Origin of the sequence: Bradyrhizobium shewense, from assembly GCF_900094605.1 — a bacterium.
GTDB lineage: Bacteria > Pseudomonadota > Alphaproteobacteria > Rhizobiales > Xanthobacteraceae > Bradyrhizobium > Bradyrhizobium shewense.
In genome coordinates, this window is sequence record NZ_FMAI01000001.1 from 898,819 (window position 1) to 915,065 (window position 16,247).

14 protein-coding genes are annotated in these 16,247 nt (G+C 65.8%); 10 read left to right on the forward strand and 4 right to left on the reverse strand.

Going from position 1 to position 16,247, the window contains the following annotated elements:
* Nucleotides 1–4 precede the first annotated feature (4 nt).
* The 10 genes from GA0061098_RS03885 (at nucleotide 5) to GA0061098_RS03930 (ending at nucleotide 11,047) form a co-directional block, all read left to right on the forward strand.
* On the forward strand, nucleotides 5–976 hold the full coding sequence (locus tag GA0061098_RS03885) for an ABC transporter permease (protein WP_091953649.1): 972 nt from the start codon (nucleotides 5–7) through the stop codon (nucleotides 974–976).
* Between the two features lie 28 nt (nucleotides 977–1,004).
* Nucleotides 1,005–1,991, forward strand: coding sequence for an ABC transporter ATP-binding protein (locus tag GA0061098_RS03890; protein ID WP_028143437.1), 987 nt, complete (start codon nucleotides 1,005–1,007; stop codon nucleotides 1,989–1,991).
* Complete coding sequence (locus tag GA0061098_RS03895) at nucleotides 1,988–2,977, forward strand: ABC transporter ATP-binding protein (RefSeq protein ID WP_091953652.1); 990 nt, start codon at nucleotides 1,988–1,990, stop codon at nucleotides 2,975–2,977. The genes GA0061098_RS03890 and GA0061098_RS03895 overlap by 4 nt, the downstream gene beginning before the upstream one ends.
* Nucleotides 2,978–3,058: 81 nt before the next feature.
* Nucleotides 3,059–4,864, forward strand: coding sequence for a gamma-glutamyltransferase family protein (locus GA0061098_RS03900; RefSeq protein ID WP_091953655.1), 1,806 nt, complete (start codon nucleotides 3,059–3,061; stop codon nucleotides 4,862–4,864).
* A gap of 9 nt (nucleotides 4,865–4,873) precedes the next feature.
* The gene (locus GA0061098_RS03905; protein WP_091953658.1) at nucleotides 4,874–5,584 is read left to right on the forward strand and encodes a DUF1028 domain-containing protein; all 711 of its coding nucleotides are present in this window, start codon (nucleotides 4,874–4,876) and stop codon (nucleotides 5,582–5,584) included.
* Entirely contained in the window at nucleotides 5,581–6,570 is a 990-nt protein-coding gene (locus GA0061098_RS03910) for an ABC transporter ATP-binding protein (protein WP_091953661.1), read from the forward strand. Before GA0061098_RS03905 ends, GA0061098_RS03910 begins: the two co-directional genes overlap by 4 nt.
* A complete protein-coding gene (locus GA0061098_RS03915) occupies nucleotides 6,570–7,676 on the forward strand; it encodes an ABC transporter ATP-binding protein (protein ID WP_165637127.1) in 1,107 nt (368 codons plus the stop codon). Before GA0061098_RS03910 ends, GA0061098_RS03915 begins: the two co-directional genes overlap by 1 nt.
* Before the next feature lie 22 nt (nucleotides 7,677–7,698).
* Nucleotides 7,699–9,207, forward strand: coding sequence for an ABC transporter substrate-binding protein (locus GA0061098_RS03920; protein ID WP_091953667.1), 1,509 nt, complete (start codon nucleotides 7,699–7,701; stop codon nucleotides 9,205–9,207).
* Between the two features lie 10 nt (nucleotides 9,208–9,217).
* Complete coding sequence (locus GA0061098_RS03925) at nucleotides 9,218–10,159, forward strand: ABC transporter permease (protein ID WP_091953670.1); 942 nt, start codon at nucleotides 9,218–9,220, stop codon at nucleotides 10,157–10,159.
* Between the two features lie 3 nt (nucleotides 10,160–10,162).
* Nucleotides 10,163–11,047 (forward strand): ABC transporter permease, encoded by an 885-nt coding sequence (locus tag GA0061098_RS03930; RefSeq protein WP_091953673.1) that lies wholly within the window; start codon nucleotides 10,163–10,165, stop codon nucleotides 11,045–11,047.
* A gap of 98 nt (nucleotides 11,048–11,145) precedes the next feature.
* On the opposite strand, the gene cnbZ is transcribed toward GA0061098_RS03930, so the two are convergent.
* The 4 genes from cnbZ to GA0061098_RS03950 are packed head-to-tail and all read right to left on the reverse strand — an operon-like array spanning nucleotide 11,146 to nucleotide 16,132.
* Entirely contained in the window at nucleotides 11,146–11,892 is a 747-nt protein-coding gene (cnbZ, locus tag GA0061098_RS03935) for a 2-amino-5-chloromuconate deaminase CnbZ (protein WP_091953676.1), read from the reverse strand.
* 9 nt (nucleotides 11,893–11,901) lie between these two features.
* Entirely contained in the window at nucleotides 11,902–13,152 is a 1,251-nt protein-coding gene (locus tag GA0061098_RS03940) for an adenylate/guanylate cyclase domain-containing protein (protein ID WP_091953678.1), read from the reverse strand.
* Nucleotides 13,149–13,538, reverse strand: a complete 390-nt coding sequence (locus GA0061098_RS03945) for a response regulator (protein WP_018315558.1) — start codon at nucleotides 13,536–13,538, stop codon at nucleotides 13,149–13,151. Before GA0061098_RS03945 ends, GA0061098_RS03940 begins: the two co-directional genes overlap by 4 nt.
* The gene (locus tag GA0061098_RS03950; protein ID WP_091953681.1) at nucleotides 13,535–16,132 is read right to left on the reverse strand and encodes an ATP-binding protein; all 2,598 of its coding nucleotides are present in this window, start codon (nucleotides 16,130–16,132) and stop codon (nucleotides 13,535–13,537) included. Before GA0061098_RS03950 ends, GA0061098_RS03945 begins: the two co-directional genes overlap by 4 nt.
* Nucleotides 16,133–16,247: the final 115 nt, after the last annotated feature.

The window sequence follows — 16,247 nt, forward strand, 5'->3', positions numbered from 1 at the left end:
CTGCATGTCCGACGCCGTCGCCTCCAATTCCGACAAGCAGAGCGCGCCGCCCGCGCATGCCGGTCGCAGCTGGCTCAGCCGCGCGCTCGACAGCGACATCTTCTACTCATTCCGCCGTTCCAAGCTGACCATGGTGGCGGCGGCCATTACCGTGCTGCTTTTCCTGCTCGCGATCTTTGCATCCGCGCTCGCGGTGCAGAACCCATTCGATCCGGCGCAGCTCCAGTTGATGAACTCGCGCATCTCGCCGCTCTGGACCGCCGACGGCCAGAGCCCGTTCCTGCTCGGCACCGACGAGCAGGGCCGCGACGTGTTCTCCGCCATTCTCTACGGGATGCGCATCTCGCTCGCCGTCGGCGTGGCCGGCGTGATCTTCGCCGGCGCGCTCGGCATCGCGCTCGGCCTGATCGCCGGCTATTTCGGCGGCGCGATCGATGGCGTGATCATGCGGATCGCCGACGTGCAACTGACCTTTCCCGCTATTCTGATCGCACTGCTGGTCAATGGCATCGCGAAATCGATCCTCGGCAACCGCCTTGATGCCACCAGCATGCTCGTGGTGCTGGTGATCTCGATCGGCCTCAGTTTCTGGGTCGGATATGCAAGGACGGTGCGCGGCTCCGTGATGGTCGAGAAGAACAAGGACTACGTGGCCGCCGCGCAGCTGATCGGCCTGCCCGCGCCAAAGATCATGCTGCGGCACGTGCTGCCGAACACGATGGGCCCGATCCTTGTGATCGCTACCATCAACCTCGCGCTGGCCATCATCACCGAGGCAACGCTGTCCTTCCTCGGCGTCGGCCTGCCCGACACCATGCCCTCGCTGGGCACGCTGATCCGCATCGGCAACAATTATCTGTTCGCGGGCGAATGGTGGATCGTCGCTTTCCCCGGCCTCGCGCTGGCCGGGCTGATCCTGTCGATCAACCTGCTCGGCGACTGGCTGCGCGACGCGCTCAACCCGAAGCTCCGATGAGCAAAACCTCGACAAGAGCGCCTCACGCATGACCGAGCCCATCCTCTCCGTCCGCAACCTTCAGGTGGAGTTCGCCTCCCGCCGCGGCACGCTGCGCGCCATCGACGGCGTCTCCTTCGACATCGCCAAGGGCGAAGTGCTGGGCGTGGTCGGCGAATCCGGCGCCGGCAAATCCGTCACCGGCCTCGCCGTGATCGGCCTGATCGACCCGCCCGGCCGCATCGCCGGCGGCGAGGTTCGCCTGGCCGGCCTGCGCATCGACAATCTGCCGCCGGAGGAGATGCGCCGCATCCGTGGCAAACGGATCGGCATGATCTTCCAGGACCCCCTCACCTCGCTCAATCCGCTCTACCGGGTCGGTGACCAGATCATCGAGACGATCCGAACCCACCTGAACCTATCCGAGACGGCCGCCCGCCGACGCGCCATCGACCTGCTTGCCGAGGTCGGCATTCCCGCGCCGGAAAAGCGCATCGACGGCTATCCGCACGAATTCTCCGGCGGCATGCGTCAGCGCGTCGTGATTGCGCTCGCGATCTGCGCCGAGCCCGAGCTGATCATCGCGGACGAGCCGACCACCGCGCTCGACGTCTCCGTGCAGGCACAGATCATCTCGCTGATCAAGCGGCTTGGCCGCGACCACGGCACCGCCGTGATGCTGGTGACGCACGACATGGGCGTGATCGCGGAGACCTCCGACCGCGTCGCCGTGATGTACGCCGGCCGTGTCGCCGAGATCGGTCCGGTGCAGGATGTCGTCAGAAATCCGCTGCATCCCTATGCCAAGGGCTTGATGGGCGCGATCCCGACGCTGGCCGGCGACGACAAGCGTCTCATGCAGATCCCCGGCTCGATGCCGCGGCTGTCGGCGATCCCGCGCGGCTGCTCGTTCAACCCGCGCTGCGCGTTCGCGTTCGACCGTTGTCGCGTTGATCGACCGGAGCCGCTGCCGCGCGGTGCGCAATCGGTCGCCTGCCATCTCTATGACAGCGTGCCGGCGGAGAGCGCGGCATGAGCGCTTCCTTCGTCCAGGCCACAAATCTGCGCCGGGTGTTCGACGTCTCGAAGCCCTGGCTCAACCGCGTGCTCGAAGGCGGGCATCTCGAATATCTCAAGGCGGTCGATCACGTCACCTTCGACATCAGGAAGGGCGAGACCTTTGCGCTGGTCGGCGAGTCCGGCTCGGGCAAGACCACGGTGGCGCGGATGGTCGTCGGCCTGTTGCCGCCAAGCTCGGGCGACGTGCTGATCGACGGCGTCTCGATGACGGATCCGCGGCAGGCGCCGGCGCGCCGAAAGCTGCGCCGCCGCATCCAGATGATCTTCCAGGATCCCTATGCGAGCCTGAACCCGCGCTTCCGGGTGGATGCCATCATCTCCGAGCCGATCCGCGCTTTCGACCTGATCCAGGGCGAGCGCGACATCCAGGCCCGCGTCGGCGAGTTGCTCAGCCTCGTCGGCTTGCATCCCGACGACCGGCTGAAGTTTCCGCACGAGTTCTCCGGCGGCCAGCGCCAGCGCATCGCGATCGCCCGGGCGCTCGCATCGGATGCCGAGTTCATCGTCTGCGACGAGCCGACTTCGGCGCTCGACGTTTCCGTACAGGCGCAGATCCTGAACCTGATGCGCGACCTGCAGGACAAGTTCGGCCTGACCTACATGTTCATCAGCCACAACCTTGCCGTGGTCCGCCACATGGCGAGCCGCGTCGGCGTGATGTATCTCGGCCGCATCGTCGAGATCGCGGAGGGGCGCGAGCTGTTCGCCCGTCCGCGTATGCCCTACACCAAGATGCTGCTGGGCGCCGTGCCCGACCTCGCCATGAGCGGCCGCCAGCGCATTCCGGTGAAAGGCGAGATCCCGAACCCGATCAATCCGCCGCCCGGCTGCGCCTTCAATCCCCGCTGCCCGCTGGCGTTCGATCTCTGCCGCAAGGAAACGCCGGAACTGATTGACGGCGTCGCCTGCCACGCCGTCAACACCGCGCCGGTCCCGGCGTGACGCGCGCGTGCCATGCTGGCAGCCCATTGGCGGCGCGGCATCGCCTGTGATCAATTGCGCGCGTCGCAAATGAGGTAATCCATGGCCAGCAATGTCAATCCCGATCCGTTCACGACCCGCCCCGAGATCGAGGGCACGTTCGGGGTCGTCGCCACAACGCACTGGATCGCGACCGCCGTCGGCATGGCCATCCTGGAAAAGGGCGGCAATGCCTTCGACGCCGGTGTCGCCACCGCCTTCACGCTGCAGGTTGTCGAGCCGCATCTCAACGGCCCCGGCGGCGACGTGCCGATCATCGTCCATGACGTCAAGCGCGGCCGCACCGAGGTGATCTGCGGCCAGGGCCCGGCACCGGCACGCGCCACCATCGCGCATTACAAGAGCGAAGGCCTCGACATGGTGCCCGGCACCGGCCTGCTCGCGGCCTGCGTCCCCGGCACCTTCGAATCCTGGATGATGCTGTTGCGCGACTATGGCACGATGCGCGTGCGCGACGTGCTGGAGCCCGCTATCTCCTACGCGCGCGACGGCTATCCGCTGGTCGAGCGCGCCTGCGCCACGATCCAGACCGTCGAGCAGCTATTCCGCAAGCATTGGCCAACGTCGGCCGCCGTCTACCTGCCGAACGGCGAGGTGCCGAAGCCCGGCACACTCTTTACCAACAAGACGCTGGCCGCGACCTACGCACGAATTCTCAGCGAAGCCGAGAGCGGCGGCGGTGGCCGCGACGCCGAGATCGAGTGCGCGCGCAAAGCCTGGTCGCAAGGCTTCGTCGCGGAAGCCATCGACAAATTCTGCCGCACCCAGGAGGTGATGGACGTCAGCGGCTCGCCGCATCGCGGCGTGCTCTCTGCCGACGACATGGCGCGCTGGCAGCCTACGGTCGAGGCGCCGCTCACCTACGACTATGGCCGCTATACCGTCTGCAAGGCCGGCGTCTGGAGCCAGGGTCCGGTGACGCTGCAACAGCTCGCGCTGCTGAAGGGCTTTGCCCTCGACGGGCTCGACCCGACCGGGCCTGAGTTCATCCACCTCCAGATCGAATGCGCAAAACTCGCCTTTGCCGACCGCGAGAAATTCTACGGCGACCCCAAGTTCAGCGAGATCCCGATCGCGACGCTGCTATCGGACGCCTATAACGACGAACGTCGTAAGCTGGTTACCGAGAAGGCTTCGCTCGATCTCCGGCCCGGCGCGATCGAGGGCTTTGGCGGCGTCGTCAAGCTGCGCCGCGCTGAAGGCCAGCGCGAGGCCGTTGGCGCGCTCGGCGCCGGTGAACCAACCGTGGGGCGCTTCGGCGAGGTGCGCGGCGACACCGTGCATTTCGACATTATCGACAAAGCCGGCAACATGGTGTCCTCGACGCCGTCGGGCGGCTGGCTGCAATCCTCGCCCATCATTCCCGAGCTCGGCTTCTGTCTCGGCAGCCGCGCCCAGATGTTCGATTTGGAGGAGAACCAACCCAGTTCGCTCGCACCGGGCAAGCGGCCGCGCACAACGCTGTCGCCGACCATGGCGCTGCGCGACGGCGATCCTTACCTCGCCTGGGGTTCGCCCGGCGGCGACCAGCAGGACCAGTGGATCACCCAATTCTTCCTGCGCCACGTCCATTGCAATCTCAATCTCCAGGAAGCGATCGACGCGCCGGCCTGGCATTCCGAGCATTTTCCGATCTCGTTCTGGCCGCGTACCGCGCGCCCCGGCGTGCTCGTGGTGGAGAATCGCGTACCCAAGGCGACGATCGAGAACCTTCGTGAGCGCGGACACATCGTGGAAGTCGGCCCCGACTGGTCCGAAGGCCGCCTCACCGCGGCCTCGCGCGTGGGTCGGCGCCGGCGCGCCGCCGCCAATCCGCGCGGCATGCAAGGTTACGCCGCGGGACGCTGAAGGCAGCACATGACCTGGTCGATCATCGCGCGAGACCCTTCCACCGGCCAGTTCGGCATCGCTGTTGCGACACGCTTCTTCGCCGTCGGCGCACGCGTGCCGTATATCGCGGCCGGCGTCGGCGCCATCGCGACGCAGGCCTTCGTCAATCCCTACTACGGCATCGACGGCGTCAAGCTGTTGCGGGAAGGCCTCAATGCGCGCGACGTGCTGGCCGCGCTACTCGCGACCGACGATGGCCGCGAGAGCCGTCAGATCCACATCATGGATGCAAGCGGCGAGATCGCCGCACATACCGGACGCGACTGCGTCGACTGGTGCGGGCACATCGCAGGCAGCGGCTTCTCCATCGCCGGGAACATGCTGGCCGGCGCCGACGTGCTCGACGAGACCGCAAAGACCTATATCGCCAACGACAGCCTGCCCTTCCCGCGCCGCCTGCTTGTGGCGATGCGCGCAGGGGAGGCCGCCGGCGGCGACAAGCGCGGCAAGCAGTCCGCCGCGCTGTTGATCCACGGCGAGGAGGAATGGCCGGCACTGGACATTCGCGCCGACGATCATCCCGATCCGCTCGGCGAGCTCGAACGGCTCGAACACGTCAGCCACGAGCTCTGGGTGCATTTTCGCGATTCCATGCCGACGCGACGGAACCCGGCCGGCAACACCGACCGCAGCGTCGTCGACGCCAGCATCCAAGCAGCGCGCGCAAGGCAATCATGAGCGCGGCTCCTCTCATCGAGATCAAGGATCTGCGCATCTGCTTTCACGGCGACGACGGCCGCATCACCCACGCGGTCGACAGTGTCGACCTCAGTGTCGCCAACGGCGCGACGCTCGGCCTCGTCGGCGAATCCGGCTGCGGCAAGAGCGTGACGTCGCTGGCCATCATGGGCCTGCTGCCGAAACAAAGCGCGGAGATATCGGGCGCGATCCGCTTCGACGGCCTCGACCTCCTGCAGACTCCGGACCAGACCCTGCGCAATCTGCGCGGCAACCGGCTCGCGATGATCTTCCAGGAGCCGATGACCTCGCTCAATCCGAGCTTCACCATCGGCGACCAGATCATCGAGACCATTTTGCGCCACCGCGGCGGCTCGCGGAAAAGCGCGCGCGAGCGGGCGATCGAGCTGCTGCGCCGGGTCCACATCCCCTCGCCCGAGCGGCGCGTCGACGAATATCCGCACAAGCTCTCCGGCGGCATGCGCCAGCGCGTGATGATCGCGATGGCGCTGGCCTGCGACCCGCGCCTGCTGATCGCCGATGAGCCGACCACTGCGCTCGACGTCACCTTGCAGGCGCAAATCCTGGAGCTGATGCGGGAGTTGAAAGCGGCAAGCGGCGCCGCCATCATCCTGATCACCCACGATCTCGGCGTCGTCGCCGAGGTCTGCGACGAGGTCGCGGTGATGTATGCCGGCGAGATCGTCGAGCGCGCGCCGGTGGACGAATTGTTCTCGGCGCCACAGCACCCCTACACCGTCGGCCTGCTCGGCTCGATCCCGCGGCTCGACCATCGGGCCGAACAGCTTGCGACGATCGAGGGTATGGTGCCGAACATGGCGCAGCCGCCGGCAGGCTGCCGCTTCGCCGCGCGCTGCCCGTTCGTGCTGGATGCCTGCACCACGGCGCCGCCACCGCTGATCGAAGTCAGCCCCGGCCACCTCTCGCGCTGCATCCGCGCGCCGCTCGAACGCCTGGTGTCGTGATGGCGCTGCTCGAGGTCGATGGCCTAGTCAAGCATTTCGTCGCCGAGCGCTCGCTGTTCGGCCGGGCACTGGCGCACGTCAAGGCGGTCGATGGCGTCAGCTTCTCGCTCGAGGCCGGCAAGACGCTGGCCCTGGTCGGCGAATCCGGTTGCGGCAAATCCACCGTCAGCCGCCTCGTGCTGCGGCTGATCGAGCCGGACTCAGGCACGGTCCGGTTCGACGGCCGCGACCTGCTTGCGCTCGATCCCAATGCGCTCCGGGCCTTCCGCCGCGAGGCGCAAATCATCTTTCAGGACCCCTATGCCTCGCTCAATCCGCGCATGACGGCCGGCCAGATCCTGACCGAACCGCTGGCACTGCACGATCTCGTGCCGCCTGCGCAGCGGCGCGCGCGCGTCGCGGAACTGCTGCGGCTGGTCGGACTGGAGCCGCGGCTGGCGCGGCGCTATCCGCATGAATTCTCCGGCGGCCAGCGCCAGCGCATCGCCATTGCTCGCGCGCTCGCGGTCGAGCCGAAGCTGATCATCTGCGACGAGCCGGTCTCGGCGCTGGACGTCTCGATCCGCTCGCAGATCCTCAATCTGCTGCGCGAGCTCCAGGACCGGCTCGGCCTCGCCTATATTTTCGTCTCGCACGACCTCGCCGTGGTCAAGCACATCGCCGACCACGTCGCGGTGATGAATCTCGGCCAGATCGTCGAGACGGCGGAGGCGGACGCGCTGTTCGCCTCGCCGCGCCATCCCTATAGCCGGGCGCTGCTGTCCGCGATTCCGCTGCCGCAGCCGAAGGCGAAGCGCACGACCGTCCTGCTGGAGGGCGAGATCCCGAGCGCGCTCAATCCGCCCGCTGGCTGCCGCTTCCACACCCGCTGCCCGTTCGTGATCGAGCGCTGCCGCAACGAGGCGCCGGCGCTCTTGGCCGACGGCTCGGGCCACGCCACCGCCTGTCACCGCACGGCGGAGCTGCCGTCTGCCGACGCCATCCTGCCGGCGGCCGGCGGGTTTTCGCCGGCGCTTGCAAAATTGGTCGCCGCCTTCAGCCAAAAGACGGAAGGCGCTGCCACCGCCGGGGTTGGTATACAAGGCACCGCGCCCACAACGACATAGCCGAAGCAATGGGGATTGTCCGATGAAGATGTTTCGCCTGGCCGCAACGGCCGCCGCTGTCCTGCTGTCGCTTGGAGCCGCGCAGGCCCAGACCACGCTGCGCATCGGCCTCGCCGAGGATCCTGATATCCTCGATCCCACGATGGCGCGCACCTATGTCGGCCGCATCGTATTCTCCGCCTTCTGCGACAAGCTGTTCGACATCGACGAGAAGCTCAACATCGTGCCTCAGCTCGCGCTGTCGAGCGAAACCGCCGACGACGGCAAGGCGCTGGTCATCAAGCTCCGGCCCGGCGTGAAATTCCACGACGGCGAGCCATTCGACGCCGAAGCCGCAAAGTTCTCGCTGGAACGGCATCTGACGTTCCCCGGATCCTTCCGCAAGCCCGAGCTTGCCTCGGTCGATCACATCGACATCGTCGATCCCCTCACGGTCAAGCTGGTGCTGAAGTCGCCGTTCTCGCCGCTGCTCGCTCAGCTCACCGACCGCGCCGGGATGATGGTGTCGCCGAAGGCGGCGAAAGAAGCCGGCGACAAGTTCGGCCTGCGCCCGGTCTGCGCCGGCCCGTATAAATTCGTCGAGCGCGTGCAGCAGGACCGCATCGTGTTCGAAAAGTTCGCGGACTATTGGAACAAGGACAATGTCTTTATCGACAAGATCGTGTTCCAGCCGATCGTCGATGCCACCGTGCGGCTTGCGAACTTGAAATCCGGCGGCCTCGATCTGATCGAGCGCGTGCTCGCCACCGATCTGAAGGAGGTGCGCGCGGATTCACGGCTGAAGGTCGCGACCGCCATCGAGCTCGGCTATCAGGGCGTCACGCTCAATATCGGCAAGGACAAGGCCAAGGGGCCGCTCAGCCAGTCCGCCAAGGTGCGGCAGGCGCTCGACCTTGCGATCGACCGCGACGCCATCAACCAGGTCGTGTTCAACGGCGAGTTTCAGGTCGGCAATCAATGGGTCAATCCTGATCATCCATACTATCAAAAATCCCTTCCGGTCCGTCCCCGCAACGTCGAGAAGGCCAAGGCACTGCTGAAGGAGGCCGGCGTAACGCCGCCGGTCAGCGTCGATTTCCTTGTGCCCAAGGGCGCGGAGACCGAGACGCCGGCCCAGGTAATCCAGTCGATGGCGGCCGAGGCCGGGTTCGACATGAAGATCCGTGTCACCGAATTCGCGACCGGACTGAAGCAGGCCGAGGCCGGCGATTACCAGGCCTATATGCTTGCCTGGAGCGGGCGCGTCGATCCCGACGGCAACACCTTTGTATTCCTGCACAGCGGTGCGCCGCAGAATTACGGCGCGTGGAACAACCCGCAGGCCGACAAGGCGCTGGAGGACGCGCGATCGGTCACCGATCCCACCAAGCGCAAGGCCAGCTATGAGGCCTTGGCCAAGCTGGTCCAGGACGAGGAGCCGCTGCTGTACCTCTACCACCGCCGCATCATCATCGCGCACACGACCAAGCTCGAAGGCTACAAGCAGATGCCCGACGGCCTCGTGCGCGTGATCGGGCTCAAGCTGAAGTGACGCCGCCAGAATGCTGAACTTCCTCGCCCGCCGCCTTACGCAGATCGTGCCGACGCTGTTCTTCGTCTCGGTGCTGATCTTCTCGCTGCAGCAATTGCTGCCGGGCGATCCCGCACTGGTGATGGCGGGCGAAGAGCGCGATCCCGCCGTGATCGAGCAGATCCGTCATCAGTACCGGCTCGATCAGCCGGTCCCGGTGCAGTACGCCTACTGGATCAAGGGCGTGCTCTCAGGCGATTTCGGAGAGTCGCTGCGCAACAAGATGCCGGTGCGCGAGCTGATCGCTCAGAAGCTGCCGGTGACGCTGCAGCTCGGCGGCATGGCGATCGTGATCGCGTTCCTGATCGGCATCCCCGCCGGCATCGTCGCCGCCGTGAAGAAGGGCTCGGCCTGGGACTACGGCGCGAACCTGTTTGCGCTGTGGGGCATCTCGACGCCGAACTTCTGGCTCGGGATCATGCTGATCTTCCTGTTCTCGATCGAGCTCGGCTGGCTGCCGGCGTCCGGCTACGTGCCGCTCACCGAGAACTGGCGCGCGAGCCTGGCGGCCACCATCATGCCGGCTTTCGTGCTCGGCAATGCCATTGCCGCGGTCCTGATGCGGCATACCCGCAGCGCCATGCTGCAGGTGCTGGAAAGCGACTACGTCCGCACCGCCCGGGCCAAGGGACTGTTGGAGCGCTCGGTGATCCTGAAGCACGCCATGCGCAATGCGCTGACGCCCGTCATCACGCTCGGCGCACTCGAGCTCGGCACGCTATTGTCAGGTGCAGTCTTGACCGAGCAGATCTTCTCCATCCCCGGCTTCGGCAAGCTGATCGTGGATGCCGTCTTCAACCGCGACTACGCCGTGGTGCAAGGCGTCGTGCTGGTGACGGCCACGATCTATATCACGCTGAATCTCGTTGCCGACATCGCCTATATCCTCGTCAATCCGCGGCTGCGGGGTTAGAGCATGACCGACGCCGCGCTGCCGGGCCCTCTCACGCAAGCCGACGAGCTGGATAGCCCGGCCCGCCGCGCGCGCCGGCGGCTGTTCAAGCGCAAGGCGGCGATATTCGGGCTCGTCGTGCTCACGATGTTCATCGTGCTCGCAATGCTGGCCCCGCTGATCGTGCCCTATGATCCCATCGCGACGAGCTGGAGCCTGGTGCGCAAGCCGCCCACCGCGGCGCACTGGTTCGGCACCGATGAGCTCGGCCGCGACATCTTCAGCCGGATCGTCTACGGCGCGCGGGCTTCGCTGCTCGCGGGCCTCATCTCGGTTGCGATCGCGCTCGGCATCGGCGTGCCGCTCGGCCTCGTCGCCGGTTATCGCGGCGGCTTCGTCGATGCACTGATCAGCCGGATCACGGATGCGATGCTGGCCTGCCCGTTCCTGATCCTGGCGATCGCGCTGGCGGCGTTCCTCGGGCCGAGCCTCGGCAATGCCATGATTGCGATCGGCATCTCCGCAACACCGATCTTCATCCGCCTGACCCGCGGCCAGGTGCTCGTCGTCAAGGCCGAGGACTATGTCGAGGCCGCGCGCGCGCTCGGCAATCCGCCATGGCGGATCGCGCTGTCGCATATCCTGCCGAACATCCTGCCCGCGCTGCTGGTGCAGGCGACACTGTCGATTGCCGCCGCCATCATCGCCGAAGCCGCGCTGTCGTTCCTCGGCCTCGGCCAGCAGCCGCCGGCGCCGTCCTGGGGCAGCATGCTCAATGCCGCGCAACGCTTCCTGACCCAGGCGCCGTGGATGGCGATCTGGCCAGGGCTTGCGATCTTCCTCGTGGTGCTGTCGCTGAACCTGCTCGGCGACGGCCTGCGCGACGCGCTCGATCCAAGGCAGCGCTGAGATCTGAAGAAAGAGACCTCGCCTGGCGCGCCGACGGCGGTAGCGTTCCCTCCCCCACAAGGGGGAAAGGAACGGAGAGAGCGTTGCCGTCAGAAAGTCTAGATCACCACTTCCCGCAACACCCGGCGGCAATCCATCTCATATTCGAGATCGACGACGGGCGGGCGGGCGAAATGCCAGGTCAGACCGGAGCGCAACGCGCCGCGGCGAACCAGTTCGTCGACGAGTGCGTGGTGGAAGTCGTGCACGGAGTAGGCCTGCACCGCGGTGGTGTCGCTCCAGCCGAAGCCGAAGGCTGCCATCCGGCTTTCCATCTGCGACGTCGTCGTGAAGCGCACCTTCTCCCGCAGCCCCTCCGGGCTGAGGTCGCGGTAGCGCACGGTGCGCTCGACATAGGTGCCGCTGCCCTCGCGCGCCTCGGCACCGCCTGATATCACGAAGGACGGCGCTTTCGAGCGGGTCGGACGCGTGAACGAGAACGCATAGAACGACGGCTCGGACGGCGGATCGATCTCGGGACAGACATTGCTGCGCGCCACCGGATTGGTGGTGCCGTCGAAGATGCCCCATTCGGACAGCGTCTTCACATAGTGCAGGTTGAAGGCGCGAAAGCCTTCTTCGCTGAAGGCCGCCGGTGAACGCAGCTCGCAGGCGCAGAACGCCGTCAGCGGACGCCCTGCCTCCTGGATGAATTTCGCCGCCAGCGCAAACCCTTCCGCGAGCGGGACCACACGGTCGAAGCGGACGCGTTCGATTTCGTGGCCGTCGTCCGCGGCCGCGCCCGCCGAATACTGGAACACGGACGGAATGAAACGATAATTGCCAGCGGAGAAGTCACGCATCATGTCGAACCCCTATTCCAGTTGCATGCGAATGCCCTTGGCGCCGTTGAGCAGGCGCTTCAGGTGAAAGCCGGCCAGAGAATCGTCGGCGTGCATGCCGACCAGCGCGGCAAAGGCCGGCATGGCTGCGGCATCGCCGGCCTCCATCTTGGCGAAGGCCTCCGAATATAGCGCCGTTTCCGGCGCTTCGAACTTGCCCGGTGGCAGCGGCTCGAAGGCGCGCAACGGCTCGCTGCGCCCGCGCAGCATCAGTTCACCCACGGGGCGGCCTTGAAAATTCTCGGCCGCCTCGGCGACGCTGGCGCTGACGCAAATGCGGGTGCCCAGATGCTTGTTGGCGGCCTCCAGCCGCGCCGCAATGTTGATGGAGTCCCCATAGGCGGTGTAGTCGAAGAAGCGATTGCCACCGAAATTGCCGACCAGCGCGGGACCGGCGTGAATGCCGATGCGGGTGGCACCGAAGGTCACGCCCATGGCGCTCTGGCGCGCGCGAAAGTCCTGCGCCCAGGCATCGAGCTCATGGGCGCAGGCGACCGCACGCGTGGCATAATCCGGCTGATCGCCGGGCGCGTTGAAGAGCACCTGGATCGCGTCGCCGATGATCTTCGCGACCGTGCCCTCATGGTCGAAGACGATTTCGGTCATGCCGCCGACATACTCGTTGAGCAACTTACCCAACGTCTCGGGTGGCGCGCTCTCGACCAACGAGGTGAAGCCGGTAATATCGGTGAAGATGGTGGCGACATCGCGCCACTGTACTTCGATGCCCTCGCCGTCGCCGCTGGCGGCCAAACGCTTGGCAAGCTCGGGCGAGAAATGGCGTGACAGCGCGGCGTGGGCGCGCTCGGCTTCCATCTGGCGCCGCCGCACCTCGCGCAGCATCTCGATATGGCGGATGGTCTTCCCGATCGTGGCCTCCAGATCGGCGAAGTCGATCGGCTTGGTCAGGAAGTCGAACGCGCCGCGGTTCATGGCGGTGCGGATATTGCTCATGTCGCCATAGGCAGAGACGATGATGGTCGACTTCTTGTCCTCGGCCTCCTGGAGTTTCGCGAGCAGCGATAGCCCGTCCATCCTGGGCATGTTGATATCGGAGACCACCATGTCGACCTGCGGATTCTGCTCGAGCGAGGCCAGCGCCTCGAGACCGTCGCGAGCGAATATGATGGCGACCTGTCCGTCGCGGATCTGCCTGCGAAATTTTTGCAGGACCAGCGCTTCGAGATCCGGCTCGTCGTCGACGAAGAGGATGGTCGCGCTCATGCGGCTTGCTCGAGCCTCGTGTCGATCTCCTGCCGCAGCAGCGCGAAGTCGATCGGCTTGGTGAGGAGCCCAACGGCGCCGCGCTCGATCGCCTTCCGCCGCGTCTCGGCGTCGCCATAGGCCGTGATCATGATGACGGGAACGTCCGGATGCGCGGCACGCACCTTCGGCAGCATGTCCAGCCCGCTCATGCCCGGCATGTTGATGTCGGACAGGATCAGGATCAACGAGGGATCGCGAACCTCGGCGGCCCGCTTCAGCGCATCGGGCGCGGAGGAGGCGAATTCCATCTGGAAGCGGCCGGCGCGCAGCTCGCGCCGGAATTGCTGCCGGAACAGCGCCTCGACGTCGGGCTCGTCGTCGACGACCAGGATGTAAACGTTCACGACTTGCCTCCGGAAGTGCCGTCCGCCGCCATCGTGCGCGGCAGGGTGATGATGAACTCGGTGAATACACCTTGTGTGGTGTTCACGTCGATGGTGCCGCCGTGCTGCTTCACGACGATATCGTGGCTCATGGACAGGCCGAGCCCGGTGCCCTCGCCTACGGGCTTGGTGGTGAAGAAGGGATTGAACATCTTCTCCTTCACCTCGGGCGGAATTCCCGTGCCATTGTCACGGATCCGGATCTCGACCCCGCCGCCGAGATCCTTGGTTGCCGCGCTCAAGGTCGGCTCGAAGGCCTCACCCCCGCTCTCCTTGCGTTTGGCGGTGGCATAGAAGCCGTTCGAGATCAGGTTGAGCAAGACGCGCGTGATCTCCTGCGGATAGATGTCGACCATGCCGGCAGCGGGATCGAACGAGCGCTGGAGCGTGACGTTGAAGGAGGGACGTTCTGCGCGCGCACCGTGATAGGCGAGATTGAGGCTCTCCTCCACGACCGCATTGATGTCGACCGCCCGATGCTCGCCGGAGCCCTCGCGCGAATGCAGCAGCATGTTCCTGACGATGGAATCGGCGCGCTTGCCGTGCTGCACCACCTTCTCGAGATTGCTCCTGAGCATGCCGGTCAGCTCGCCGACCTCCTCCCTGGTCTTGTCGTCGAGCGCAGCCGATTGCAAGGCCTCCTTGAGCTCGTCAATCAGCTCGGTGGAGACCGCGGAGAAATTGTTGACGAAGTTGAGCGGATTCTTGATCTCGTGCGCGATGCCGGCGGTGAGCTGACCGAGCGAGGCAAGCTTCTCGGTCTGGATCAGACGATCCTGGGCGGCGCGCAGCTCGCTCAGGGATTGGGACAGTGCCTCGGTGCGCTCACGCAACTCTCGAAGCAGCCGCGTGTTCTCGATGGCGATGACCGCTTGCCTGGTGAAGTTTTCGACCAGCGCGATCTGCTTGTCCGTGAAGAGCCGTACCTCCTTTCGAAAGATCGTAATCGCGCCGATCAATTGATCTTCCTTAAGCATGGGGACGACCATGAGCGTGCGGGCTCCGGCAACCTCCACCATCGGAATGACATTGGGAACGCGAGCCAGGTAAGCCGGGCTCTCCCTAAGGTCGGAAACCTGCGAAGACTTGCGTGTCTTGACGACAGTTTCAAGCGAGGTGCCGGGATAAGGACGCATCGGTGTGCGTCGCCTGAAATCAGAGAACTCGGACGGGAGGTTGTAGTCCGCAGCCAGATTGAACTCTTCACCATCCCAAAAATTCATCGTTCCAAAGGACGCGCCGCACACGCGCGTGGCATTCTCCAACATTTTGCGAAACACCGGCTCCAGCTCGCCCGGCGAGGAGCTGATCACCTCCAGCACTTCGGACGTTGCGGTCTGCTGTTCCAGCGATTCCCGCAATTCCGCAGTGCGCTGCTCGACCTTGTTTTCGAGGTTGGCATAGGATTCCTGCAAGCGCGCGCCCATGTCGTTGAACTGGTCGGCGAGCCCTTCGAGCTCGTCGCCCGTCCGGATCGAGATGCGCTGGGAGAAGTCGCCACCGCCGATCCGTTCGGCGCCGCTGCGCAGCGCCTGGATCGGCCCGACCATGCGGCGCGCCAAAAATATCCCCGCAAGCACCGCGAAGATCGACGCCGCGAGCAGCACGATCGCAAGCCGCTGCAGCGAGGCGTAGAGCGAGGCATAGGCCTCTTCGACCGGCAGCTCGACGAACATGGTCCAGTGCAGCGGCTCGATCGGCGCCGATGCGGTCAAGACCTTCTGGCCCTGGATGTTGCGCGCTTCCTCGAGCGCGTTCGGCATGGTGCCGCCGGCGGCCTGCGCGGCGCGCACCTGCGCGAGGCCGGACATGTCGGTGTTGCGCAGTACGAGACTGATATCGGGATGCGCGATCAGGCGCCCTTCCGGGCCGACCACATAGGCATGCCCGTGCTGGCCGACCTTGATCTGCGAGACCACGTCCCAGATCAGCTTGAGATTGACCTCGGCAATGCTGACGCCGGCATCCCTGCGCGCGCCGGCCAGCGCCAGCGTCATGTAGGGTTCGGACTCCCGGCGGAAATAGACCGGGCCGTAATAGACCTTGTGCGCGACCGCCTCGGTGAACTTCGGATCATTGGATAGGTCGATCCCGCTCTCGATCGCGTCCATCGCCAGCCGCGAGACCCGCAACCGTTCCTTGCCGGTCGAGTCCACCTGGGCAAGCTCGGTAATCCCGGGCACCTGGCGCAGCAGCCGCAGCGCGTCGAACCGGCGCTGCTCGATCGAGCCCGCCGACCACGACAGTTGCGTCGTCCATCCGAGCTGGCTCTCGATCTCCTTGACGAACTGGCCGATCTTGGCCGCGGCCGCCTCGGCCTGCTCATGCTGGACCCGGATCAACGAAGCCTTGTGCTCGCGATAATAGAAGAAGACCTCGAACAGGCCGTTGGCCAGCAGCGCGATGGCGACGACAGCCACGAACAGCGCGACATATTTGGTGAACAGCCGGGTCCTGATCCCCCGCCCCGCGGCCGCGCCGGAGGCAGCGCCAGCCGTAGCCGCGCTCGGCAGCGTCCTGGCTTGCGGGGCGTCGGGATGAAGGGAAAGGCTCATGCCCCCAAATCTAGCAAGAAGGCGGCACCTTGTCTTTCGCTAGCACGGGGCAAGGCCCTGTCCATTGGACCCCGCGCCAGCGCCCCCGGGCACAACGAAAAAGGCGGCAGCGGAT